We start from the raw sequence: 22910 nt of genomic DNA, 5'->3' as shown, positions 1-22910 counted from the left end.
ATGAGGCTGCCGCAGCTCCAGATCGAGTCGCAGCCGATCCGCCTGGACATCCAGTCCCGCAAAGCCCAGGTCGACATCCGGCAGCCGCGCGCGGAGGTGAGCGTGCAGACGACGCGCCCGTCGCTCGACGTCCAGCCTCATCGGCCGGTGCTGCAGATCGACCAGACGGCCACATGGAACGCCATCAACGGCGGCAAGCCGGAGGCGTTCACGCAGCGGATCTATTCGGATACGCCAGCCGTCATGCAGCAGCATGCCGCCCGTACGATTCAAAAGTGGCGGCAGATCGCCGATCTGCAGGTCAAGAGCGACCCGCTTCCCGACGTCGCGCTTTCCGAAGCGTTCCGCGAGCGGGCTCCACGCCAGGTATTCGGACCGGCGTCGCTGTTCAACACCCGGATCAGCGTCGATGTCCGCAAGCCGGAGATCAGCCTGACTCCGGGCGACGTCGACATCCAGGTGCAGACGCATCGGCCGGAGGTCGATTACGCGCCGGGCTCGGTTCAATTCACCGTCACGCAGTATCCCAAGGTCATCGTTACGCCTCCGCCGCTGGTTGAATTGCAGGCATGATCGCCTGCCCGCGTGAAGCCGACGTTGCACCCTCTAGGAAAAGAGCGATAAAATCGGATCAACGATTTTGTTGCTCTTTCTTTTTTGTCCCGCCCTTGATGAATTCAATAGGAGAGTGGAATCTTATGATCATTGAAACGGCCCGCTTCGGTCCGCTTGACGTTCGCGACAAGGAAATCTACACGTTTCCGTCGGGAATCCCCGGCTTTCCGGAATGCAAGCGGTACGCGCTTATTCCGGTCGAGGAAAGTCCGCTGTTCCACCTTCAATCGCTGGAGGAGGGAGGGCTCGCTTTTGTCGCGGCCGATCCGTTCGTCTTTTATCCGGACTATGAGTTCAAGCTGCCCGAGCAGGCGGAAAAGGAGCTGGACCTGCTGCAGATCGAGGACGTGCGGGTGCTGAACATCGTCAGCATCCACGGCGATCTCGCCGATGCGACGCTCAACCTGGTCGCTCCGGTCGTCTTCAACGTGCGCACGGCGGAAGCGGCGCAGGTCATATTGGAGGGCACGTCGTACACGACCCGCCATGCCTTGCTGCAGCCTTCCCTTTCCGCCGGAAAGGAGGAGTCCTGATGCTTGTGCTCGGACGACGCAAGGGCGAATCGATCCTCATCGGACCGGATATCGAGCTGACCGTGCTGGAGGTCGGCAGCGACGGCATCAAGCTCGGCATCTCGGCTCCTCGAGACGTCACGATCCTGCGCAAGGAGCTGTACCAGGAGATCGCGGATACGAACCGCGGCGCGGTCCAGCAGGCGGTCTCCATCGCCGATCTGAAAAATCAATTCCAATCGCTAAATTTACCGAAATCGCTATAAACTAAAGCGGAAAACCTCCCGATATATAAGTTAGATCAGCTAAGGGCGGCCGACCTGCAGCTGATTTACCACATGGAAGTGGGACTAACACTCAATTTCAGGGAGGAACTCGATCATGATTATCAACCACAACATTTCCGCGATCAATACGCATCGCAACATGGGCCTCAACAACGCTTCCGCCAGCAAAAACATGGAGAAGCTGTCTTCGGGCCTGCGCATCAACCGCGCTGCCGACGACGCTGCCGGCCTGTCCATCTCCGAAAATATGCGCGGCCAGATCCGTGGCCTCGAGCAAGCTCAACGCAATACGCAAGACGGCATTTCCTTCGTGCAAACGGCTGAGGGCGCGCTGAACGAAGTTTCCGCGATGCTGACCCGCATGAAAGAACTGAACGTGCAAAAGCTGAACGGCACGTACCAAACGGCTGACAAGGACAACATCAACGAAGAGCTTACGGCGCTTGGTTCCCAAATCAGCAACATCCTTACAAAAACGACGTTCAACGGCATCAGCATTACGTCCGGCGCTAGCATCGCTACCGACGACAAAGGTACGATCATTGCGATCGGATCCATCAACACGGGAAGCTTCAGCTCCCTGGGATCCAGCAGCAGCCTGGCTGCGATCAACGATGCCATCACTGCCGTAGCTACCGCTCGCGGTAAGCTTGGAGCCCTGCAAAACCGTCTGGAGTACACCTCCAACAACCTGGGCACCACGACCGAAAACCTGACGGCATCCGAGTCGCGTATTCGCGACACCGACATGGCGAAGGAAATGGTTGCTCTCACAAAGAACAACATCCTGCTCCAAGCTTCGCAATCGATGCTGGCGCAAGCCAACTCGGCTCCGCAAGGCGTACTGTCCCTGCTCCGTTAATCGCCATCAACGAATTCACAGAGAGAGACCTTGGAATTCAATTTCCGGGTCTTTTTCTTTTATATCTGGGGGAGATGGAATCCGGCATGACCACTTTGTCCGTCATAATGATCGTATGCAACGAAGAGAACGTCCTCTCGCGCTGCTTGGACAGCGTCCATCCACATGTCGATGAAATTATCGTGGTGGACACAGGATCCGATGACCGGACTCGAGAACTGGCTTCGCAATACCCGAAAGTCAAAGTGTCTTCCTTTCCTTGGACGGATCATTTTGCCGAAGCTCGCAATTTCGCGCTCTCCCAATCGAGCTCCGACTGGAACCTCAGCTTGGATGCCGATGAATATGTGATCGTCGCGGATTGGAAGGCACTTTACCAGCAGCTTGAGTCGAATCCCGGGTTCATTGGAAGGGTTAAATTCATCGATGAGTTTCTGAACGGCGACGGCGAAGCCGAGCACACGCAAAATCGGCTGGCCCGGTTGATGCCCGCAGGCACGCGCTTTACCGGTCGCATTCACGAACAGATCGATTCGCGACTGGTTCGATTGAATGTACCGTTGACCGTGCGTCACGACGGCTACAAGGCACAGAACAAATCGACTCGAAACATTCCTTTGCTGGAACAAGGGCTGTTGGAGGAGCCGGATAATGCCTATTGGGCCTATCAGCTGGGCCGGGAGCATGCCGGGCTGAAGCAGTTCGATGCGGCATGCGCTTATTTTGAACAGTCCAGAAAGCGGATGAACGGAAGCGAAGCTTATGCTCCGAATGCCGTGGTCAGCGAGCTGTATGCTCTTTTAGGTCTAGGGGAGCTGAACAAAGCCGAAAAGTTGGTAACGGAGACTCATCAGTCTGCGCCTGAATTTCCCGATTATTATTTTGCATGCGGTATTTTTTATCTCGATTACATCATGGCGGACCCGGCTGCGCGCATCCATCTACTCCCGCGCATCGAGCAAAGCTACATGAAGGCGATATCGATCGGAGAGACGGATCGGTATGAGAGCGTCCACGGAACAGGGAGCTTCGCCGCCTGGTATAACCTGGGGGTCTTCTACGAGACGACCGGGCAGATGGAGAAGGCGCGGGAAGCCTATTTGCGAAGCTCACGCTATGGGTATAAAAAAGCGGCTGAAAGACTAGCGGAAGCAGGACTGTAGCCCTTACAAGCAGTCCACAATCTTCCGATAATAAAAGTAATGAGAGCTATTGGAGGGAAACCCAATGTCGGCGAATATAGTAAGCTCGACCGGATTTTCACAGGCATCCTCTGCTCCAACGTATGCCAGCGTCAAGGAAGGCATCAGCAAGACTCAGGTCATAAACACATCGGAAGCGCTGAAGCTCGCGGAGTTCCGGGGAGCGGCGCCGACGGTGTCCGACGAGCAGCGGATCAAGGCGGTCGATCGGGCAATCAAGGCGATGGAAGGACCCCATACCGCAGTGGAATTTTCTGTACATAAGGAAACCAACGCGATCATGATCAAGGTCATCAACAAGGAGACAAAAGAAGTCATCCGTGAGGTCCCGCCGGAAAAAACGTTGGACGTAGCGGCCAAGCTGATGGAAATTGCCGGCTTGCTGGTTGACCAGAGAGTTTGATTACCTTTAAGGATGTGACCTTATGACCGTACGCATTAGTGGGTTCAGTTCCGGTCTCGACATTGATTCCCTGGTGACGCAGTTGATGAAGGCGGAGCGTACGAAGCTGGATAAGCTTACGCAGAAAAAAACGACGATTGAATGGCAGCAGGAGCAATTTCGGGATATCAGCACATCGCTGGTCGATTTCCGAAACAACAAGCTCTCCAAATACAATACGTTGAATGCTTTGAGCGCCAAGACGTCCACGATATCCGGCGACAAGGCGGCCGTAAGCGTCACCTCGACCAACAGCGCCGCTACAGGCTCCCTGAGCGTCAAGGTAACCGATCTTGCGAGTTCTGCTTCCTACGTAGCTCAGTCAAAGGCAACCTCGGGCGTAACGGGAGCGACAAAGCTGAAGGAATTGTTCGGAGACGCGACAAAGCTGACCGTAACGGATTCGCTTACAGGCAGCCCGGTCGAATTTGCCATCGATGGAGAAGCGACGGTCTCGAGCCTTGTCTCAGCCGTAAACGGGAATAAGGCCTTGAACGTCACGATGATGGTGGGAAGCAATGGAGAGGTCTCGATCCGCAGCAATACGACGGGCAGCCGCACATTGTCGATGAGCGCACTGGATGAGACCGATGCGAGCAACCCCCAACAAACATTGACGTTATCCAGCAGTGCTTCTGGAACAGACGCCAAAGCCCTCATCAACGGCGTGCTCGTGACTTCCAGCACCAATTCTATCAGCACCAACGGGTACAACTTGCAGCTGGATGCTGTAACGGAAACCGGCAAGGAAACCGTCGTTTCCTCCAAGCTGGATGTAGATTCCATTATGAACACGATAAAATCGTTCATCTCGGACTACAACACCGTTCTGGATCAGATCAATACAAAGCTGGGAGAAGCCCGCTATCGCAACTACTCGCCTTTGTCGGATGAGCAAAAAGAAGGGATGAAGGAGAGCCAGGTCACGCTTTGGGAAGAACGAGCCAAAAGCGGCCTGCTTCGGAACGACACGACCCTCTCATCGCTCGTTTCAAATATGCGGCTGGCACTTGTGTCCACGGTCGACACGGGGGATTCGGCGGTCAAAACGGTTCAATCCATTGGGATCGTAACCGGGTTATGGTCGGATAAAGGGAAGCTGATCATTGAAGATGAAGACAAGCTTCGAGCTGCAATTGAAGCCAATCCGGAAGCGGTCATCAAGCTTTTCAACGGCGGTTCCGCCAACGCGGACTCAAAAACGATCACCACAAATCCAAACGTCGGCATTTTTAATCGTCTCAGCAATCTGGCCATGACTTCGCTTCAGCAACTTTCGGAGCGTGTCGGCACTTCAGCCTACAGCTCCGATAAAAACGGTACTTTTTTAGGAAGCTCCATGCTTGGCGAGCAGCTGCGGCAACTGGACACGAAAATTACCAACATGAATAGATACCTTACCAACAAGGAAAATCAGTATTACAAGCAGTTTACGGCCATGGAAACGGCTATTAACAAATACAGCAGCCAGGCCTCCAGTTTCTCAAGCTATTGATAAGGAGTGAGTGGGTTTGATTCAGTCCCCTTACCAGAAATACCAGCAGCTTTCCGCGCAGACAGCGACTCCTATTCAATTAGTCCTTATGTTGTATGACGGAGCCATCCGTTTTACTAAATTGGGGATTGAAGGAATCAACGAACGTAATTTCGAAAAAGCAAACCAGAATATATGCAAGTCAGAAGCTATTTTGCATGAATTACTTGCATCGCTGAATTTTGACTATCCCATCTCAAAGCAGCTCGCCAGCTTATATGAATATATGCTGCATCGTCTGATCGAATCGAATGTCAAAAAAATCACTAAGCCAGCCGAAGAAGTGTTGGATCATTTGGAGGAAATGAAAAAAAGCTGGAGGCAAGTGGCGGGGGTTTCGCGGCGAGATGCAGCTCAATGATGCAGCTTCAGCGCTTATATGATACCACGATTGAATTAGTCCCAAGACTGGCTGGTTGCTCCTATGAGGAGCTGGAGAGTCTCATTGAGCTGCGGAGCATGGCGCTTGAGGAATTGGAAGCCTCCAAGGACGCAATTTCTTCCGCGCATCGTGGACTAATTCAGGAGATTTCCCGATTTGATGACGTGATGTTGCAGCGCATGAAGGAACTGTCAGCAGAAGCTTCATCTGGATTGAAGAAATTCCAGGACTCGCAGGTACAACGAAAAGCCTATGACAATGGGTATGGAGACGTCGGCAGTTATTTTATTGATAGAAAAAGATAATGAAGCTGAGATCCCTTTATGGCAGAGCGGTGAATCCCCTTTGCATAGGGATCTTTTATTTATTGCAAAAGACCTTGGATTTATTTCAAACCCAAGGCCATTGATAGGGGGCCTACGGCAGATCCTGGACCCAACCTGCATAACATTCGAGTAAAGATTGTCGAAAGAATGAGTAGTTCTCTAGATGAAGCGATGCTTCGTATTTAAAATCAAGCAAGTGCAGCTTCAATTCATTTGTCTGATATTTGAAATCGATATTTCGGATCCTTTTATAATTTTCTATAATCATAGTTTCGATCTTTGAGACGATTACGATGGCATGGTCAATAGAGGCATGCCATTTTTCTTCATCTTCATCTGGAGTATGAAGGGAAATATCATCTATCAAAGGGGATAGCTCGCCACAAAGAGACGCTAATTGTTGGCTAAACTCTCTGATGGAACGATCTTCTTCGAGTAGAAGAGGCTGGTTCGGCATGGTGAAGCTCGCGACAAAACGTTCCGACCCTAAGGGATAATAATCAATCCGTAAAGTATCAGGGAACATTTCTAGAGCAGACAAGCCGTCGCCAGCGCCAAATAGAACAACTCTTGCGCCAGGGGCTGCTGAACGGCAGCAGATTTGGATCATTTCGTTTGGATCATGAACGAAATCTTCCATGTTGACGAGCATCATTTCGATGCAGGATGGTTTCACTACATTATATTTTCTAAAGTGATGGACCAGGATCGTCGAGGTGTTGTCATTTTGATTGGGTTGATAATCCTCTTTTTTTGTCATTTCATAGAGATGATGCTCGCTGTCGAAAGCAGTAAGCAACGATGAAAAAAGATTGGTAAAGTAGTTTTTGCCTAAGCAGAAAACCGACACAGGTTGATTCCTGCGACCAAGCTCTTTAATCAGATAGGTAAATAAAAAGGAAGCCTGGGCCTTTGTTGCTTCTGAAATGGACGTATCATAAATGGAGTCCACAATTTGTAGCCAAAGATCAAGCTGTTTCTTGACGGAGAGCGTGGAGATATTCTCATGTGGATCTGAAAAGTCATGAATCAAATGCCCATTGTAAAGCAGCTGATTTCCGGAAAATAGAAGGATTTGTTGGAATAGGAATTTATTTATTGTCATATTGAGTAAGTCCCAGTCCCTTTGGTTAATTCGATCAAGTGGTGCAGTTTGTGAACAATTTTTCTATAGTCGAAGAACATGGTTCGATAGTGCTGAATCGCATAACAGCTTCTTTCTAAGGCTTGTTCATCGTTGCATATTTTCTTTAGAATTTGAGAAAGTTCTACGAAGTCGTACCAATCAAAATTCGTTCCGGAACGGCCCCAATTGGTAGCCTCATTGACAGCGTCAATATTGCTGCAAACGGTATAGCATCCGTTCCGAGCCGATTCAACCCAAACGTTGGGGGTACCGCCTTCAAGGATAGAAGACAATACAAAGACTTTTGCTTTTTTATATTCAAGTTCAAGAGCTGATTTATCCACAATCTTTCCCGTGAATACAATGCGGCTCTTCAGCTCAGGGAAGCGAATGAAATACTGATCGATAAAAGCGTGGAAAGAATCCTCGATTCCACCGACCAAGCGAAGCTTCCATCCAGGAATAGCATAGGCTGCTTCAGCGAATGCTTCCAACAAGATTTCCGTAGCCTTTTGGCGCGAGCCAATACGACCTACGGTAAGGATGATGTTTTCTTTCTCTTTATAATGGATTTCCTCGCGTGGAGTGAAATCGACCGAGGCGTTTGGTACATATTCAATTACATAAGGCCATTTTCGTGATAAATGCTGCTTTAATTTTTTTGATTCGACCGTGATGACGTCGGCGAGACTAAGCAGTTTTTTTTCCTCTCCGTCTGTCAGTGAAATTTTTTCGATCCAGTCCATATTGGCGTCGAGCTTCAGCAAAATCTTTCCATCCGGCCGTAGGCGTTTGAATAACTCTACCATCGGCACATGAGTCGGATAAGCGCCAAAACAGAAAAGAACGTCCATTTCTTCATAGTGGGCGGAGATATAGTCACAACAGAAACGAATCCATTCCGACAAATCTCCTCCCGTATCCGGAAAAGAATGAAATTCAAGCCCTTTGAGGCGCTCAGGATAGGGATAGGGCTCTTCTTTTTTGGTGGCCACAATAACGGAGCGATAGCCAAGGCATTCATGGAACATATAAGGAATCAAACAACAGTCTTTCATAAACTGTTCATTGCTGTAGTATTTGTAGGGTGAAAAGCTAAAAATCGATTTTCCCATATCTTCTCCTCGCCCTTCTAAGGTAAACAGACTAGCCTCACCGCAAGCCATTGGTGAGGCGAATCTTTTTTTGCTGGTTGTAAGACAAGGATCGCTATTTTTTAATAGCGATGACACGAATTACAACCGGATCGTCCTCTTTATAAACGGCAAGATTATTGCTCTCGACGACATGGTCGATGGTAAATCCGGTATCGATTAATTTTTCAGTAAGTTCCTCGAGCACGATGAATCTTCGGGAATGGTCGTTGAAGCGGTAGGTGTTTCTATCATGAAGCGTTCCTAGTCCGAACAAGGAATCTTTGACGCTTCGAGCTTCAATAAACAATTTGCCTCCGATTTTCAAAGTGGCATAAACATTGTTTAATAAAGCATTTTCTTCAGGTTCACTGATCGAATGCAAGGTGAACCTGCTGTATACATAATCGAAATGGTTTTCCCTCAGCTCTTTGGAGCAGATGAAGTCATCTCTCACGGCGGTCAAAAATTCGTTTGCATAGGTCTGAAGATGGCTTATCGCGACATCGGCTTGATCGACAGCGACAACACGAATATTGTTTTTAGAGAAGAAAAGCGAGTCGCGGCCATTGCCGCAGCCGAGCTCGATCAAGCTTTTTTGTTCTTCAAGAAAAGGAAGAACATCCAAGGCAAACGGCGATGGCTTGTCGGGAGAGGAGGAATTTTTGTAGTATTCGTTCCAATAAGCATAATCCATATCGTTTAAACTCCTTTTTTAAGGACAAACAGCCATTGTTTCGTTTCTTTTTGTTTCTTGATATCGTGGTGGAAAAACTCTTCGCTGCAAGTCAGCTTGAATCCGCGTTTCAAGAATGGAGCAAACAGCGCCTCGTATTCTTTTTCCGTCCGGTAAATTGCGCTGTATTCGCTATGAAGATCCTCGGAGTAAAAACGGTCTAAAGTCAAGCGGCTCTGCAGCGCGACAGGTTCTGAAATATAGATAATCGAGTCGTCCTCAAGCATGGAACTGATCGTTTCAATAGCGGCCCCCACCTGCTCATCGTTCACATACATGAACACGCCGCCAGAAATAATAAAGCGGTTGAACCTTGTGATCGGAAGGGCTAAGGTACGAGTTGTTAAATCGTTTAGGGAAGCGTGATAAAAAGAGGTGTTTTCGCTTTTTTGGATATCTTCTCTGTTTTTTATGGTCTCAATGAATTCCTCTATGTAATCAATACCTACATAATGGTCGACGGAAGAGGTAATATACTTGGTGATCCTTCCTGTCCCGCAGCCGACTTCCAAGACTTTGCAGGAAGGCTGCAGCTGAAGCTCCGGCAGCCTGTGCTCAACTTCGAAGGCAGTCCAAGCGTGAATATTGTTTTTGTCGCGATCGCCTGCCAATACTACAGGAGCATCAACATCAATGGACGACTTTTTAATGGCACGTTGAGCATAAAAATCTTGAATGCTGTTCTCGTTTATCGCAATCTTGCGGTCGTAAACTCTGCTCATGGTTTTTCCCCCTCCGCAACAAGCTCTGTTCCATCCAGAAATTTAACAAAAGATGCGTAACAATGACCTATCCTTTTTTCTGGAGGAGGCAACTGCATATAATCCCCGTATAGCGATGTCAACAGGTTTGAATAAGAGGCCGGAGCCGGGAATTGCTTCTGTTCAAAGAGCAGCGGAATCAATTGGGCGGTCCATTCCTTCTCGAATATATGTCCATTCAAGTTGTGGCAAATCCGTTTGGACGTGGATGGATTGCGATTATCCCGAGTCGCAAAGTGATGGAAGAGTTGAATGGTCCATTTGCGCGGGATTTTGGAAAGAATCGCGTACCAAAAACGCAGAAGGAAGGAATCGCTGCTTTTTTTTCCGACCGGAGCCCAAAGGATTTTCCGGCATGCTTTGCATGCTGCTTTAGCGACGCGCTGACGCCATTTGCTGTCCGAAATGGAGTCGATGGGAAAAATGTCGAGAAAGAAGCCGTCCTTTTGACGAAGATGCTCTTGTCCGCTTCGAATGAACGATGTTTGCTTGAGGCGAAGCTTTCCATAAACCCAGTTGTAGTGGGGATCTGTTTGTTGCGTTTGAAGAAAGAAACGGTCGTGATCCAGCTCGTTGAGGCAAACCGCGCAGAATCGTTCGTAATCTTCCCTCGGCATATCAATATCGATATCATCATCCCAAGGGATGAATCCTTGATGTCGTACGGCACCTAACAACGTTCCGTATGAAATGTAGTAATGAATGTTGTGTTTCTGGCAGATCCGATCAATTTCGATCAATAACAGGAGCAGCTCCTGTTGAAGCTTCTTCAGTTCTGAAGCGGAATAGGTGACGTAGTTCATCATAGGGCCCCAAGAGTGGATAGATTTTTTTCATGGACTAAAATCCGTTCATAATCATCGAAATAGTCGATTTCGGCCCAGAACCGCCCCTCGACATCAATGGTCTGAATGCTTTTGTCCTCCGTCAGAGAGTATAGGACATTCTCCCACCAAAGCTGGTGCTGCTGGTCGCCGATCAAACGTTCGAGACGAGTTTTAAATTCTTCCAAGAAGGAAGCCTTTATTTTTCCAACTCCGACATATTCACATGTGCGTTCCTTTATCGGCAGCTCTTTCCCATATTTCTTGACCAGTCCATTTTCAAGCTGCAGGAAATAATCGCCGACCGTAGTGCGGCTTTGATCGACCAGGAGAGCGCATTCTTTGGTCGTTTCAATAACCATGTCTAAAATTTCTTGCTCGATATAAACATCGCCATTCATGATGATGGTATCGTCCGTCAATTCATGACGAGCGAACCAGAACGAAGCGATGCTGTTTGTGACATTGAAAAAAGGATTGTAATAATATGTGACATCCAAATCGGCAAGCTCTTTGCGAATGGCCTCGTGCCGATACCCGACGCACAGAACCGGCTCGATGCCTCGATCCAGCAGCATTAAAATCGTTCGACGGATAAGAGAAACGCCGTTGATGCTGAGCACGCACTTGGGAATTTCTTCGATGCTTCTGGAGATGCGGGTGCCGCGTCCTGCAGCGAGCACGATGGCTTTCATACGAATTCACCTGCGCTTTCGGGCGATGATTTCATGGACAGGGGGGGCTCCAGCTCGATAAAATGATCCCAAAATTGCTTCATCACCGCAGCGCCTCCAGTCGTAATGCGAATCCAATCCTTAAGAAGAGGGGCTTGGTAGGTTTTGATCAAAATCCGCCGCTCCTTCAAGCGATCAAACAGCTGTTGCGGAGCGGTGCGCGGCTGAAACAACACATAATTCCCCGTGCTGTAGTGAAGCGGATAGGAATCACGAGCCAGTTGATCAATCAGATATTGCCGGCCAGTTTGTTCATGGGCAATCATTTCCTGAATCAATTGAGGGTTGTCCAGAATCGATTCTGCCAGCGCCAGCGCGAAACAATTGACCGGATAGGTGGAAGATGCGTTGCGAATCCATCCCGCCAGCCTCGAATCGGCGATGATATAGCCAATTCGGGCTCCTGCGATCGACAGGGTCTTGGAGAAGGTACGCAGCAGGATCACATTGTCGTATTTGTCCACGAGATGCTGGTAAGACGTAGGGGAAAAATAATAATAAGCCTCGTCTATGACCACGACGGCATTATTTTCGCGCGCTTTTTCAATGACCTGTTCCGTCTCGACAACCGTCCACGCGCGTCCGATCGGGCTATTCGGATTCAGGAGCGCGACGATTCTGGTGGTCGGATCAATCAGATCGAGGAAAAAGGAGAAATCCAGCTTGAATTCCGCGTCGTACGTAGCTTTTTTATGGATCATTCCGTTCATAGCGGCGTATACGCCATACATTTCAAAGCTTGGAGAGACGGAAACGAATGAATCGCCCGATTTTCCAAAAACATTAAAAACGAGTCGGATGGCATCGTCGGAGCCGTTCGTTAGGCAAAGCTGATCCGTCCGGCAGGACATCTCGGCTGCCAAGCGCTGCACCAGTCGGGTTGTCTCCGGATAAGAAGCGACATCTTCAGGCGTGATCCGATGAAGGACATCCCGCAGAAAGGGCTCGGGAAGGCCTTCCGGATTCTCGTTCATATCCAGGCGCAGATAGCCTTTCCGCGACTCCGCATAAGAGATGCGATTTAATTGGGCAATGCTGGAATTGACGTAGACCACCTAGGATCACCTGCTTTTTGTGAGGTTGATGACGTTTTTGAGATGTCGATGGATCGTTTCCCCTGCGGTTCCATCTGCATGGGCAAGACTTTGATGGAAGGCGCTCATCCGTTTTTCTTTTTTCTCGTCCTTGGTTTCCACGATGTGAATGAAGTCCCGGAGCGAAATGCCTTCGCATTCGAAATAACAGGATCGATAATCCGAATGGTAATGTCGGCTCTCATCCAGCATGTTGGATGAAAGCAGGCCCAGCACCGGCTTTCCGGTCGTAATGTATTGAAGCAGAATTGAGCTGTAGTCGCTGATTAGCGCATCTGAGGCAATAATGGCAGGATAAGCGTCGCTGCCCTGGTCGATCTGAATGTTGTCGCACTCATGAGCTTGCCGAACCAGGCGATCAAAGCGTTCCCGAATTCCCGGGCGCATGGTTGTAATGGTCGTGTCCGTCAATGGATGCGGACGCCAAATCAAACCGAACTCCGAATTCTCGATGAAGTAATGCAAGCTCTTCTCCAATTGTCCGATCCAATCATTCGCAGCCAGCAGATCCGCGATTCCCGTGTTCAGAAGAAAGACAAGACGGGCCTCCTTCAGCGTCCGCCAAGCTTTCGGCAGGTAGCGTTCGGTTCGCGCAGCTTTTAAAGCAGCATCGATTTTTGGGGAGCCGAGCACCAGCACCTTTTCGTCCGGAATGCCGGCATGAACATAGGACTGCTTGTTTATTTCGGATTGGGCGATGATGTGGTGGGAACGATCATAAGCAGGGAGCTTGATTAAATCCAGCTTTTCTGAACTGCCGGCAACATAGTAAGGGACATAAACCAGCATTTCGGTTGCTTCGGCCAGCTTGTTGGAATAGAACCGCGGATGCACCGATGTCAGCGTATTGTATTCATCGTACGGATTATGGAAATAGATGATGTCCGGACAACGATCTTCAAAATTGTACAGATCGAAAGGGACGACCGGGACATCGCCTGGGAATTGATTGCCCTCATAAAAGTAGCGGACGATCTGCCCCTCGCTGTTCTTCTCGAAATAAGGGATAGGAACGACGTAGCAGACGCAATCGGGGTCCTGGGCCGCAGTCCGGTAGATGCTGTCCATGCAGTCCCACATAGAAGATTTGTAAGGGAAAAAGGCAATCTCGATTTCGGTCTTCAGATCATGGACGACATGATCTCGCACGAGTCGCATGATCTGCTCCGTCTCGGTAATCCGCTGGCCGTCGATCCGGCCGATGTTAGCGAACTCAAGCATGGTCTCGACCGTCCGTTGAGCCTGTTGGAGCTTCAGGACGATGCGTGGCTCTTCCTTCAACAAATCGAGCAGGAAATTAAGGCAGTACAAGCAGTTGTCGAGCATGCCTGCGGCAAGCTCGATCTCGCTTGTCCGGCTGTACCGCAAGCCATCGTCCATGGACGTGATCAAATTCAGAATCCGTTTTTTCTGGTTGAGTCTCATCTCGTTTTAACATCCTCTCATGTCTTGCCGCCGTCAGGATCTTGTCAGTAGGTGCGCAAGATGGGAATCAGGAGACGAATAATCGGTTGAATTCCGGTATGCGTACAGCGCCGGCGAATTGCCGAAGCAGCTTGCTCCTCATCGCCTTGAGCCTGCCTGGATCCGAGCAATGCTTCAGATATTGAATGTAGAGGTATACCTTTTGAGGCTGGCGCCCGGCAGCCTCCTCAAGAAAAGACAATGCCTCGTCCAGGTAGCGATGGCGCAGATGGTACATGGCCAGATTCTCCACGCTGTCATCGTTCAACTGGTCGTGCTCCAGCAGGACCGAGTAGTAGTTCAGAGATGCTTCTTCGTTCCCTTTGTCGAACAGGTAGTTGGCCATCGTATTGACGACAAGAGGATCGACGTCTGCGTTGATCAATCGGTCATAAAGCTCGAACTCCTTTAGCAGATAAGCGTGCTACAGCAGAATCGATACGACCTCGGGCTTGACCGATGAAGCGTCTGCCGTCCCATTCAAAAGGGAAGGGATGGAGTCGAATTCGTTCGATTCGAGCTCGTTGCCTGGAGCATAGGCAGGAATGCTCATCTCCCACCGATGAAACCGCACTGCCTGCATGAGGTAGAGATCGCCTTTCAAGTGATGCTCCGGATATCGGGAGCGGGCCTCCGTGTACAAAGAGCGATCATTCAGAGCAAAAGCGGCCCGAAACCAGTCGTCTGCCGCAAGCTCATGCCCGGCCTCGCGGAGTTTGCTGAAATAATGCTCGACAAGCTTGTCTGCGCCGACTGTGGCGGAAGTGCGGAAAAGGATATAAAGGTTGTTTGAATTGCCTTCGGGATACATTTTATCGAGCAGGCGGATGATCGCATCCGGCTCTTCGCGCAGGAATATCGTGTGCACCAGCGAATGGAGCGCATTGAAGTCATGCGGATCCTGCTGCAGCAGCTTGGACCAATAGTAGACGGCCCTCTCGAGATTCCCCCTGTTTTCGTAGATCGCGGCCAGCTTGCGCATCGGGAGCGTAGAGGCGAACTCGGCGCTCTCCAGCCAGAAAATGGCGTCTTGCTGAGCTTTTTTCATAGCGATCTCGAGTGTTTTCAGATAAACCTGCTCCGCTTCGTCCAGGAATCCCAGATAATGCAGGAGAGAGGCTTTCAGATAGCTGAAGTCAGGGTAGGAGCTCCAGTGTCCCAAATTTTTCTCGAGCAGCTGAAGAGCTTCGACATAACGGTTCAGTCGAATATAGCATTGAACGAGCACGATGACGCACTTGGAATACCACATCGCACCGGCGTCTTCCTTGCTGCGGATCGCTTTTTCATAGTAGTAGACAGCCTTGGGGAGGTTGTCCTGCACCGCGAATTCGTTGCCGACCGTGAACAAGTCGTAGGCGACGAAGCCTTTGGACTGCTTCATCTGGGCAAGCAGCTCGGCGTTCCGGTCGATCTTGGATTTCGCCGCTACGGTTTCTTTCAGATAGCCCGTATGGTACAGAGAGACCGGGGCGACGATCGAGACGAGCTGTACGTCCCTCTCGGATTGAAGCTGCTCGTGAATCGGACGGTGGTACGAGAATCCCATGCGGTTGGGAAAAAGACGCGGGATTTGGCCTGCGGTGAGGATTGAGTCGGACCGGCTCTTGCCGATGAAGCTGGATACGTTCAGGGTGTAGATCTCATTTTCGGAGGGAACGGACCGGCCCAGGAACTCGCGCAGCTTCATCGCCTCTCCGGGAGCGAAATACTCGTCGGCGTCCAGGACAAGAATCCAGGTTCCCTCCGCGTGGCGGATCGACTCGTTCCGGGCGGCCGAGAAGTCCTTGATCCATTCGAAATCATATATTTTATCGGTATATTTGGCGGCAACTTCTTTCGTGCCGTCAGAGGATCCCGTGTCGACGACGATAATCTCGTCGGCTGCTTCCTTGACGCTGTCGAGGCAGCGTCCCAGCACTTCTTCTTCATCCTTTACGATGAGGCAGACAGATATAAGCATCGGATTGCTCCCTTATAAAAGGTTTTCTTCCTATACTTATCGGTTATTAATTGCCATTCCGATAGATTTTTTTTGAGTCTGCTTGTCGAACGGCAGGGGAAAAATACGAGTTCTGTCGCATAAGCGCAAAACATGTCCTATTTACATGACGGACCGATTTTTTTCCCGCAGCATCAGGCTTGAATCCGCTTCCATGTCATATTGACAACTGTTTGATCCCGGTGCTATAGTCAAAATGTGGGCCATGCACCTGTCGGCTTCTCACAGCATTTGAAGATGAAGGGAATGTTCTGAATGCAAGGTAAAGTGAAATGGTTCAACGCAGAAAAAGGTTATGGCTTCATTGAGACGGAGCAAGGCGGCGACGTATTCGTCCACTTCTCCGCGATCCAATCCGAAGGCTTCAAAACGCTGGAAGAAGGCCAATCCGTCGAGTTCGACATCGTAGAAGGCGCTCGCGGTCCACAAGCAGCCAACGTCGTCAAACTGTAATCATCCGGCCTATCGGCCATCGATAGATGATTCGAATGACAAAGACATGTTCGGGGTCCTGCGAGGGGCCTCTTTTTTTGCGCGCTCCTTGAGTTTAGCGGTGACATTCCGCACTCCAGGCCCGATCCGTCAAAGCGAAAGCCGCGATGCATCTATAAGTTTCTGAAAATTCGAAATACACAAATTAGTCTTTTGATTCGGAAACGCTCCTCGTGGTATACTAAGACCATGTAAAGGAGGAGTGCTTCATGAAATACAACATTCGAGGTCAAAACGTTCCTGTGACGGATGCCATGAGGGATTACGTCGAGAAGAAGTTGAACCGCCTGGATAAGTATTTTGATGCCCCCCCTGCCGCTGACTCCAGCGTGACGATGTCCGTCCATAAAGGACGCCATGGCATCGAGGTGACGATTCCGCTCCCGGGCGTGATTCTGCGGGCCGAGGAGAAGAGCCCCGACATGTACGCCTCGGTCGATGCCGTCGTCGACAAGCTGGAACGTCAGATTCGGAAGCATAAGACCAAGGTCAATCGCAAATTCCGCCAGGCCGAGAGCATCAAGACGCTGTTCCGCGAGGACGACATCGCCTCTGTCGCCGTTCAAGAGCCGGAAGAGGACCTTGAAGTGGTACGGATGAAGCGCTTCAAGCTGAAGCCGATGGATGTGGAGGAAGCGATCCTCCAGATGGACATGGTTGGCCATAGCTTCTATGTCTTCCATAACATCGAGACCAAGGAAGTCAACGTCGTCTACCGCCGCAACGACGGCCGCTACGGCCTGATCGAGCAGGAGTAGTCGATGCAGGCTCGGCCCGGCCGGCGGTGCCGGCGCAGGATCAGGCGATCCGATAGAGCCAGCGCTGCCGGGCGATCATCGGGCAGCAGCCGTTTTGGAGCAAGACGCCAGCGCTTCCGCTCATGGCTTTTCACTCCAGACGGCGCGCGCTCTGCCCCTGTGAGGCCGACGCCCTCTCCCTTTCCCGGGAGAGGGCTTTTTAATAGGTAAGGAAAGCGGCGGAATGGCGCGGCGGCCGCGCTGCCCGCCGCTCCCGCTCGTCCGGGCAGCCCTTTCTTCGCGGGCAACGTATATAATGCTGGAAAAGCCCCCGGTCTGATTGCGGGAGCATCGGACAACTGTTAAAATTAAGGCAAAGTGGTCTCACGAAAGGGGAAAACCATGCTCGGACTGGTGAAGAAGATATTCGGCGATGCGAATGAGCGGGAAGTCAAGCGGCTCATGCGCAACGTCGAAGTCATAAATGAAATGGAGCCGCAGTTCGTCGCTCTCACGGATGAGCAGCTGTCGGCCAAGACGCAGGAGTTCCGCGACCGTCTCGAGAAGGGCGAAGAGCTGGACGACCTGCTGCCGGAGGCGTACGCGACGGTGCGCGAGGCAGGCAAGCGCGTGCTGGGCATGCGCCATTTTGACGTGCAGCTGATCGGAGGCATGGCGCTGCATGAGGGCAAGATCGCCGAGATGAAGACCGGCGAGGGCAAGACGCTTGTCGGCACGCTTCCGGTCTATCTGAACGCCCTGCTCGGCAAAGGCGTGCACGTGGTCACGGTCAACGACTACCTGGCCCAGCGCGACAGCAGCATCATGCGCCCTCTTTATGAATTCCTCGGCATGACGGTCGGCTGCAACCTGAACTCGCTCTCCCACGAGCAAAAGCAGGAAGCCTACGCCTGCGACATTACGTACGGCACCAACAACGAGTTCGGCTTCGACTACCTGCGCGACAACATGGTCCTCTACAAAGAGCAGATGGTGCAGAAGCCGCTCCATTTCGCCATCATCGACGAAGTGGACTCCATCCTGATCGACGAGGCCCGTACGCCGCTCATCATCTCTGGCCAGGCCGCCAAGTCGACCGAGCTGTACCACGCGGCGGACAAGTTCGTCTCCCGCCTCAAGCTCGAGGAGGACTACACGGTCGACATCAAGCTGCGCAGCGTGACGATGACCGAGTCCGGCGTGGAGAAGGCGGAGCGCGCATTCGGCATCGAGAACCTGTTCGATCACGCCAACGTCACGCTCAACCACCATATCCAGCAGGCGCTCAAGGCCCGCGCGATCATGAAGCGCGACGTCGACTATGTCGTCCAGGACGACGAGGTGCTGATCGTCGACGAGTTCACCGGCCGCATCATGTCGGGACGCCGCTATAGCGACGGCCTGCACCAGGCCATCGAGGCCAAAGAAAACCTGAAGGTGCAGAACGAGAGCATGACGCTCGCGACGATCACCTTCCAGAACTACTTCCGCATGTACCGCAAGCTCGCCGGCATGACCGGTACGGCCAAGACGGAGGAAGAAGAGTTCAAGAAGATCTACGGCCTCGAGGTGCTGCAGGTGCCGACGAACCGGACGATGATCCGCCAGGATACGCAGGACGTCGTCTACAAGACCGAGAACGGCAAGTTCAAGGCCGTCGTCGAAGAGATCGTCGAGCGCCACAAGAAGAACCAGCCGGTGCTCGTCGGCACCGTGTCGATCGAGAACTCCGAGAAGCTCTCCGAGCTGCTCAAGAAGCGCGGCATCCAGCACAAGGTGCTGAACGCCAAGTACCATGCCGAGGAAGCCGAGATCATCTCGCGCGCCGGACAGGCCGGCTCCGTGACGATCGCCACCAACATGGCGGGCCGCGGCACTGACATCCTGCTCGGCGAAGGCGTGCATGATGTCGGCGGACTGCATATCATCGGCACCGAGCGCCACGAGAGCCGCCGCATCGACAACCAGCTGCGCGGCCGTGCCGGCCGTCAGGGCGACCCGGGCTCGTCCCAGTTCTACCTGTCGCTCGAGGACGAGCTGATGCGCCGCTTCGGCGCGGAGAACATCATGGGCATGATGGAGAAGCTCGGCTTCGAGGAAGACCAGCCGATCGAGAGCCGCCTCATCACCAAGGCGATCGAGTCCGCGCAGAAGCGCGTCGAGGGCAACAACTTCGACACGCGCAAAGTCGTCCTGCAATACGACGACGTCATGAACCAACAGCGCGAAATCATCTACAAGCAGCGCCGCGAGGTGCTGTTCAGCGAGAACATCCGCTCTATCGTCATGGAGATGATCCAGCCGGTCATCCAGCGCATCGTCGACGCGCATTGCCCGAAGGAGCAGGTGCCGGAGGAGTGGGATCTGCAGGCGGTCGTCGATTACGTGCACGGCAACCTGCTGCCCGAGGGCTCCGTCTCCAAGGAAGACCTGTGGGGCAAGGAGCCGGAAGAGATGGCCGAGTTCCTGTTCGACAAAGTCACGGCTCTGTATGACGAGCGCGAGGCGGCGATGGGCGAGGAGACGATGCGCGAGTTCGAGAAGGTCGTCGTGCTGCGCGCCGTCGACAGCAAGTGGATGGACCACATCGACGCGATGGACCAGCTTCGCCAAGGCATCCACCTGCGCGCCTACGGCGGCACGGATCCGCTTCGCGAGTACCAGTTCGAGGGCTTCGAGATGTTCCGCGAGATGATCGAGACGATCCAGGAGGAAGTCTCGCGCTACATCATGAAGGCTCAGGTCGAGCAGAACCTCGAGCGGCAAGAGGTCGCCAAAGGCCAGGTCGAAGTCGGCGGCAGCAGCGAAGGGCGCGAGGCGCGTCCGGCCAAGCGCGAGGAGCGCGTCGGCCGCAACGATCCTTGCCCTTGCGGCAGCGGCAAGAAGTACAAGCTTTGCCACGGCAAATAGGCATTCCATAGCATGAAGGGCCGGGAGAGAGGCGCTCGCCTGCTTGACCGGCTTGCTTCATGAATTCATGAAAATTTGAGGTGAAGCATTGTCATGATCGACGTAACGGTAAAGCAAGACCTGCGCGAGGCGGCAAAGCGGCTCCAAGATCTCAGGGGGTCTCTTTGACTTAGATCTCAAGCAGGAGATCATAGCCAATTTCGAAGAGAAGATGACGGCGCCGGATTTCTGGGACGACAACGAGAAGGCCCAAAAGGTCATCGCGGAGCTGAATGCCGTGAAGTCCGTCGTCGAGCAGTATGAAAAGCTGAGCACGCAGCGCGAGGATCTCGACACCTTGCTGGAGCTCGCCGCCGAGGAGGACGACGGTTCCCTCGACAGCGAGCTGACGGAAGGGGTCGCCGACCTGATGGGCAAGATCGGCGATTTTGAGCTGACGCTGCTGCTCAACCAGCCCTACGACAAGCTGGACGCGATCCTGGAGCTGCATCCGGGCGCCGGCGGCACGGAGTCGCAGGACTGGGGCCAGATGCTGTACCGGATGTACACGCGCTGGGCGGAGAAGCACGGCTACAAGGTCGAGGTGCTCGACTATCTGCCGGGCGACGAGGCCGGCATCAAGAGCGTCACGATCAGCATCAAGGGACATAACGCCTACGGCTACCTCAAGGCGGAGAAAGGCGTGCATCGCCTCGTGCGGATCTCGCCGTTCGACGCTTCCGGCCGCCGGCACACGTCGTTCGTCTCCTGCGACATCATGCCGGAGATCGACGACGACATCGAGATCGAGATCCGTCCGGAGGACCTCAAGGTCGACACGTACCGCTCCAGCGGCGCGGGCGGCCAGCACGTCAACAAGACGGAGTCGGCGATCCGGATCACGCATATGCCGACCGGCATCGTCGTCGCTTGCCAGACGGAGCGCTCGCAGATCCAGAACCGCGACCGCGCGATGAAGATGCTCCGTTCCAAGCTGTACGAGCGCAAGATCGAGGAGCAGCAGAAGCATCTGGCCGAGATCCGCGGCGAGCAGTCCGACATCGCCTGGGGCAGCCAGATCCGCTCCTACGTGTTCCACCCGTACAGCATGGTCAAGGACCATCGCACGTCGGTGGAGACAGGCAACGTCGGCGCGGTCATGGACGGCGACCTGGACGCGTTCATCAACGGCTACCTGCGCCATCAGATCAAGCAAAAGCCCGAAGAGGCGTAAGCCTGGTTCGGCACGCTCGAATAAAAGAAGAAAAGAGTTCCGACACTTGATTCAAGTGGGGAACTCTTTTTCGCGCGGAAGGAAAAGGTGGTGCGCGGTACCGCGGCAGAGCGGCGGGCGCCTGGACCAAAGGAAGGGGAACATAGCAGTGGATGAGCAGAAACGCGGCGGAGAACCGGCCAGCGGCAGCAACAATCCGGACGATCAGCGTCCGGAGCATCAAGAGGGATCCGGGCCGCAGAGCTGTACGGGGGCGACGTCGGTCGTGGCGGAGCCGATAGAGGACGAGCGGCTTCCGCCGTTCGGAGCGGAAGCGGAAGGGAGAACGGCTGCTAGCGGCGTGGCGGAAGACGGAGGGAGAACGGCCGCTAGCGGCGTGGCGGAAGGCGGAGGAAGAACGGCTGCAAGCGGCGTCGCGAAATACGGAGCGAGAGCGGCTGCAAACGGCGTCGCGAACCGCACCGGTCCGCAAGCCGCGGCCGTCCGTCCGCGGACGCGCAAGCCGCGCAAGGCGAAAAAGCCGCTGCTCGACCAGAGGGTATCGAACCTGCTGTCGCTGCTTGCGGGAGCGCTCGTCATCGCGGCGAGCTTCAACTGCTTCCTGCTGCCGAACGGCATCGCTTCGGGCGGCATCAGCGGCATATCGGTGCTGCTGCAGCATCTGTACGGCTTCACGCCGGCGTATGTCCAATGGGCGCTCAACATCCCGCTGTTCCTGGCCGGCATGGCGCTGCTCGGACGCCGGTTCGCGCTGCAGACGATCGTCGGCTCCGCGGTGCTGCCGCTGTTCGTCCTGCTGACCGCCCATTGGGGCGCGCCGACAGAAAATCCGCTGCTCGCTTCGATTTACGGCGGCATCGGCGTCGGCCTTGGCCTTGGCCTCGTCTTCCGCGGCCGCGGCTCGACGGGCGGCACCGACCTGGCGGCGCAGATCCTGCACCGCTACACGGGCTTGCCGCTCGGGCTGTCCGTCGCCTGCATGGACGGCCTCGTCATCGCGGCGGCCGGCGTCTTCCTTTCGCCGGAAAAGGCGCTCTACGCGCTCATCGGCCTGTTCGTGACGAGCAAGACGATCGACATCGTGCAGACGGGCCTCGCCCTGTCCAAGGTGGCGTTCATCATCAGCGCGCGCTCGGAGGAGCTGGCGGATGCGGTGCTGCATGACCTGGACCGCGGCTTGACGCGCCTTGACGCCCATGGCGGCTTCACCGGCGACGCCCGCACCGTGCTGATGGTCGTCGTCAGCCAGAACGAGGTGCCGGAGCTCAAGCGGCTCGTGCAGCAGGTCGATCCGAACGCCTTCGTCATCATCAGCCATACGGCCGAGGTCATCGGCCAAGGCTTCAAGCTGGAAGGCTGACGCTTTCCAGGCCCAGCGCCGTCCGATCGAGGAAGGGCTCCTGCCGGAGCCCCTTTCCGATCCGGACGGCTTTTTGCGTTCCGCCTTTTGTCCTTCGGGTTTTAAGAAAGACATAAGAACTTTCAACCCGATTCCTTAAGCCGCCCGAGCGACAATGAGGGA

The 22910-nt window shown here is 53.3% G+C and carries 24 protein-coding genes; 14 read left to right on the top strand and 10 right to left on the bottom strand.

Annotated features, from left to right (window positions below; translation table 11 throughout):
* The 9 genes from GE073_RS22660 (at window position 1) to GE073_RS22620 (ending at window position 6141) form a co-directional block, all read left to right on the top strand.
* Complete coding sequence (locus GE073_RS22660) at window positions 1-573, top strand: DUF6470 family protein (protein ID WP_153784440.1); 573 nt, start codon at window positions 1-3, stop codon at window positions 571-573.
* Between the two features lie 125 nt (window positions 574-698).
* Window positions 699-1148 carry a flagellar assembly protein FliW gene (gene fliW / locus GE073_RS22655; protein ID WP_194843456.1) on the top strand — a complete coding sequence of 150 codons (450 nt, stop codon included), beginning with the start codon at window positions 699-701 and terminating at the stop codon, window positions 1146-1148.
* Entirely contained in the window at window positions 1148-1393 is a 246-nt protein-coding gene (csrA, locus tag GE073_RS22650) for a carbon storage regulator CsrA (RefSeq protein WP_153784438.1), read from the top strand. The genes fliW and csrA overlap by 1 nt, the downstream gene beginning before the upstream one ends.
* 115 nt (window positions 1394-1508) lie before the next feature.
* Window positions 1509-2276 carry a flagellin N-terminal helical domain-containing protein gene (locus GE073_RS22645; RefSeq protein WP_153784437.1) on the top strand — a complete coding sequence of 256 codons (768 nt, stop codon included), beginning with the start codon at window positions 1509-1511 and terminating at the stop codon, window positions 2274-2276.
* A gap of 86 nt (window positions 2277-2362) precedes the next feature.
* Window positions 2363-3439 carry a glycosyltransferase family 2 protein gene (locus tag GE073_RS22640; protein ID WP_228551727.1) on the top strand — a complete coding sequence of 359 codons (1077 nt, stop codon included), beginning with the start codon at window positions 2363-2365 and terminating at the stop codon, window positions 3437-3439.
* Window positions 3440-3503: 64 nt separating this feature from the next.
* Window positions 3504-3881 carry a flagellar protein FlaG gene (locus tag GE073_RS22635; RefSeq protein ID WP_153784435.1) on the top strand — a complete coding sequence of 126 codons (378 nt, stop codon included), beginning with the start codon at window positions 3504-3506 and terminating at the stop codon, window positions 3879-3881.
* Between the two features lie 22 nt (window positions 3882-3903).
* Window positions 3904-5415 (top strand): flagellar filament capping protein FliD, encoded by a 1512-nt coding sequence (gene fliD, locus GE073_RS22630; protein WP_153784434.1) that lies wholly within the window; start codon window positions 3904-3906, stop codon window positions 5413-5415.
* A gap of 16 nt (window positions 5416-5431) precedes the next feature.
* Window positions 5432-5815, top strand: a complete 384-nt coding sequence (gene fliS, locus GE073_RS22625) for a flagellar export chaperone FliS (RefSeq protein WP_153784433.1) — start codon at window positions 5432-5434, stop codon at window positions 5813-5815.
* Window positions 5812-6141, top strand: a complete 330-nt coding sequence (locus tag GE073_RS22620) for a hypothetical protein (RefSeq protein WP_153784432.1) — start codon at window positions 5812-5814, stop codon at window positions 6139-6141. Before fliS ends, GE073_RS22620 begins: the two co-directional genes overlap by 4 nt.
* A gap of 112 nt (window positions 6142-6253) precedes the next feature.
* Here the strand turns inward: GE073_RS22620 and GE073_RS22615 are convergent, their stop codons facing one another.
* The 10 genes from GE073_RS22615 to GE073_RS22570 form a co-directional block, all read right to left on the bottom strand.
* On the bottom strand, window positions 6254-7267 hold the full coding sequence (locus GE073_RS22615) for a hypothetical protein (RefSeq protein WP_153784431.1): 1014 nt from the start codon (window positions 7265-7267) through the stop codon (window positions 6254-6256).
* The gene (locus tag GE073_RS22610; RefSeq protein ID WP_228551725.1) at window positions 7264-8403 is read right to left on the bottom strand and encodes a glycosyltransferase family 4 protein; all 1140 of its coding nucleotides are present in this window, start codon (window positions 8401-8403) and stop codon (window positions 7264-7266) included. Before GE073_RS22610 ends, GE073_RS22615 begins: the two co-directional genes overlap by 4 nt.
* Before the next feature lie 94 nt (window positions 8404-8497).
* Entirely contained in the window at window positions 8498-9118 is a 621-nt protein-coding gene (locus tag GE073_RS22605; RefSeq protein ID WP_153784429.1) for a class I SAM-dependent methyltransferase, read from the bottom strand.
* A gap of 5 nt (window positions 9119-9123) precedes the next feature.
* Complete coding sequence (locus tag GE073_RS22600; protein ID WP_153784428.1) at window positions 9124-9879, bottom strand: class I SAM-dependent methyltransferase; 756 nt, start codon at window positions 9877-9879, stop codon at window positions 9124-9126.
* Window positions 9876-10721 (bottom strand): LicD family protein, encoded by an 846-nt coding sequence (locus GE073_RS22595; protein WP_228551722.1) that lies wholly within the window; start codon window positions 10719-10721, stop codon window positions 9876-9878. The genes GE073_RS22600 and GE073_RS22595 overlap by 4 nt, the downstream gene beginning before the upstream one ends.
* Entirely contained in the window at window positions 10721-11437 is a 717-nt protein-coding gene (locus GE073_RS22590) for a phosphocholine cytidylyltransferase family protein (protein WP_153784426.1), read from the bottom strand. Before GE073_RS22590 ends, GE073_RS22595 begins: the two co-directional genes overlap by 1 nt.
* Complete coding sequence (locus GE073_RS22585; RefSeq protein WP_153784425.1) at window positions 11434-12531, bottom strand: pyridoxal phosphate-dependent aminotransferase; 1098 nt, start codon at window positions 12529-12531, stop codon at window positions 11434-11436. Before GE073_RS22585 ends, GE073_RS22590 begins: the two co-directional genes overlap by 4 nt.
* A gap of 6 nt (window positions 12532-12537) precedes the next feature.
* The gene (locus GE073_RS22580; protein WP_153784424.1) at window positions 12538-13995 is read right to left on the bottom strand and encodes a CDP-glycerol glycerophosphotransferase family protein; all 1458 of its coding nucleotides are present in this window, start codon (window positions 13993-13995) and stop codon (window positions 12538-12540) included.
* A gap of 67 nt (window positions 13996-14062) precedes the next feature.
* Window positions 14063-14419 carry a tetratricopeptide repeat protein gene (locus GE073_RS22575; RefSeq protein WP_153784423.1) on the bottom strand — a complete coding sequence of 119 codons (357 nt, stop codon included), beginning with the start codon at window positions 14417-14419 and terminating at the stop codon, window positions 14063-14065.
* 39 nt (window positions 14420-14458) lie between these two features.
* Window positions 14459-15997: a glycosyltransferase gene (locus GE073_RS22570; protein WP_153784422.1), complete on the bottom strand. Its 1539-nt coding sequence runs from the start codon at window positions 15995-15997 to the stop codon at window positions 14459-14461.
* Between the two features lie 294 nt (window positions 15998-16291).
* Between GE073_RS22570 and GE073_RS22565 the strand changes: the two genes are divergently transcribed.
* From GE073_RS22565 to GE073_RS22545, 5 genes are all read left to right on the top strand, one after another.
* Window positions 16292-16489 (top strand): cold-shock protein, encoded by a 198-nt coding sequence (locus GE073_RS22565; protein ID WP_028599014.1) that lies wholly within the window; start codon window positions 16292-16294, stop codon window positions 16487-16489.
* A gap of 248 nt (window positions 16490-16737) precedes the next feature.
* Window positions 16738-17286, top strand: a complete 549-nt coding sequence (hpf, locus tag GE073_RS22560; RefSeq protein WP_153784421.1) for a ribosome hibernation-promoting factor, HPF/YfiA family — start codon at window positions 16738-16740, stop codon at window positions 17284-17286.
* A gap of 381 nt (window positions 17287-17667) precedes the next feature.
* Entirely contained in the window at window positions 17668-20175 is a 2508-nt protein-coding gene (gene secA / locus GE073_RS22555) for a preprotein translocase subunit SecA (RefSeq protein ID WP_101807643.1), read from the top strand.
* A 93-nt stretch (window positions 20176-20268) separates the two neighbouring features.
* Window positions 20269-21388, top strand: a protein-coding gene (gene prfB, locus GE073_RS22550) for a peptide chain release factor 2 (RefSeq protein ID WP_101807644.1) whose coding sequence is annotated in 2 segments (ribosomal slippage) — window positions 20269-20340 and window positions 20342-21388 — 1119 coding nt in all. Because the reading frame shifts where the segments join, the coding sequence is not laid out codon by codon here.
* 523 nt (window positions 21389-21911) lie between these two features.
* The gene (locus GE073_RS22545; RefSeq protein ID WP_052333274.1) at window positions 21912-22748 is read left to right on the top strand and encodes a YitT family protein; all 837 of its coding nucleotides are present in this window, start codon (window positions 21912-21914) and stop codon (window positions 22746-22748) included.
* Window positions 22749-22910: the final 162 nt, after the last annotated feature.

The sequence above is a fragment of the Paenibacillus sp. B01 genome, from assembly GCF_009649995.1.
Lineage (GTDB): Bacteria > Bacillota > Bacilli > Paenibacillales > Paenibacillaceae > Paenibacillus_O > Paenibacillus_O pasadenensis.
This window is presented reverse-complemented; position numbering and strand designations above follow the sequence as displayed.

Excerpts from the sequence above, each read along its gene's own strand:
- GE073_RS22660 (WP_153784440.1), top strand. The coding sequence starts at position 1 with ATGAGGCTGCCGCAGCTCCAGATCGAGTCGCAGCCGATCCGCCTGGAC.
- fliW (WP_194843456.1), top strand. The coding sequence starts at position 699 with ATGATCATTGAAACGGCCCGCTTCGGTCCGCTTGACGTTCGCGACAAG.
- csrA (WP_153784438.1), top strand. The coding sequence starts at position 1,148 with ATGCTTGTGCTCGGACGACGCAAGGGCGAATCGATCCTCATCGGACCG.
- GE073_RS22645 (WP_153784437.1), top strand. The coding sequence starts at position 1,509 with ATGATTATCAACCACAACATTTCCGCGATCAATACGCATCGCAACATG.
- GE073_RS22640 (WP_228551727.1), top strand. The coding sequence starts at position 2,363 with ATGACCACTTTGTCCGTCATAATGATCGTATGCAACGAAGAGAACGTC.
- GE073_RS22635 (WP_153784435.1), top strand. The coding sequence starts at position 3,504 with ATGTCGGCGAATATAGTAAGCTCGACCGGATTTTCACAGGCATCCTCT.
- fliD (WP_153784434.1), top strand. The coding sequence starts at position 3,904 with ATGACCGTACGCATTAGTGGGTTCAGTTCCGGTCTCGACATTGATTCC.
- GE073_RS22620 (WP_153784432.1), top strand. The coding sequence starts at position 5,812 with ATGATGCAGCTTCAGCGCTTATATGATACCACGATTGAATTAGTCCCA.
- GE073_RS22615 (WP_153784431.1), bottom strand. The coding sequence starts at position 7,267 with ATGACAATAAATAAATTCCTATTCCAACAAATCCTTCTATTTTCCGGA.
- GE073_RS22610 (WP_228551725.1), bottom strand. The coding sequence starts at position 8,403 with ATGGGAAAATCGATTTTTAGCTTTTCACCCTACAAATACTACAGCAAT.
- GE073_RS22605 (WP_153784429.1), bottom strand. The coding sequence starts at position 9,118 with ATGGATTATGCTTATTGGAACGAATACTACAAAAATTCCTCCTCTCCC.
- GE073_RS22600 (WP_153784428.1), bottom strand. The coding sequence starts at position 9,879 with ATGAGCAGAGTTTACGACCGCAAGATTGCGATAAACGAGAACAGCATT.
- GE073_RS22595 (WP_228551722.1), bottom strand. The coding sequence starts at position 10,721 with ATGAACTACGTCACCTATTCCGCTTCAGAACTGAAGAAGCTTCAACAG.
- GE073_RS22590 (WP_153784426.1), bottom strand. The coding sequence starts at position 11,437 with ATGAAAGCCATCGTGCTCGCTGCAGGACGCGGCACCCGCATCTCCAGA.
- GE073_RS22580 (WP_153784424.1), bottom strand. The coding sequence starts at position 13,995 with ATGAGACTCAACCAGAAAAAACGGATTCTGAATTTGATCACGTCCATG.
- GE073_RS22570 (WP_153784422.1), bottom strand. The coding sequence starts at position 15,997 with ATGCTTATATCTGTCTGCCTCATCGTAAAGGATGAAGAAGAAGTGCTG.
- GE073_RS22565 (WP_028599014.1), top strand. The coding sequence starts at position 16,292 with ATGCAAGGTAAAGTGAAATGGTTCAACGCAGAAAAAGGTTATGGCTTC.
- hpf (WP_153784421.1), top strand. The coding sequence starts at position 16,738 with ATGAAATACAACATTCGAGGTCAAAACGTTCCTGTGACGGATGCCATG.
- secA (WP_101807643.1), top strand. The coding sequence starts at position 17,668 with ATGCTCGGACTGGTGAAGAAGATATTCGGCGATGCGAATGAGCGGGAA.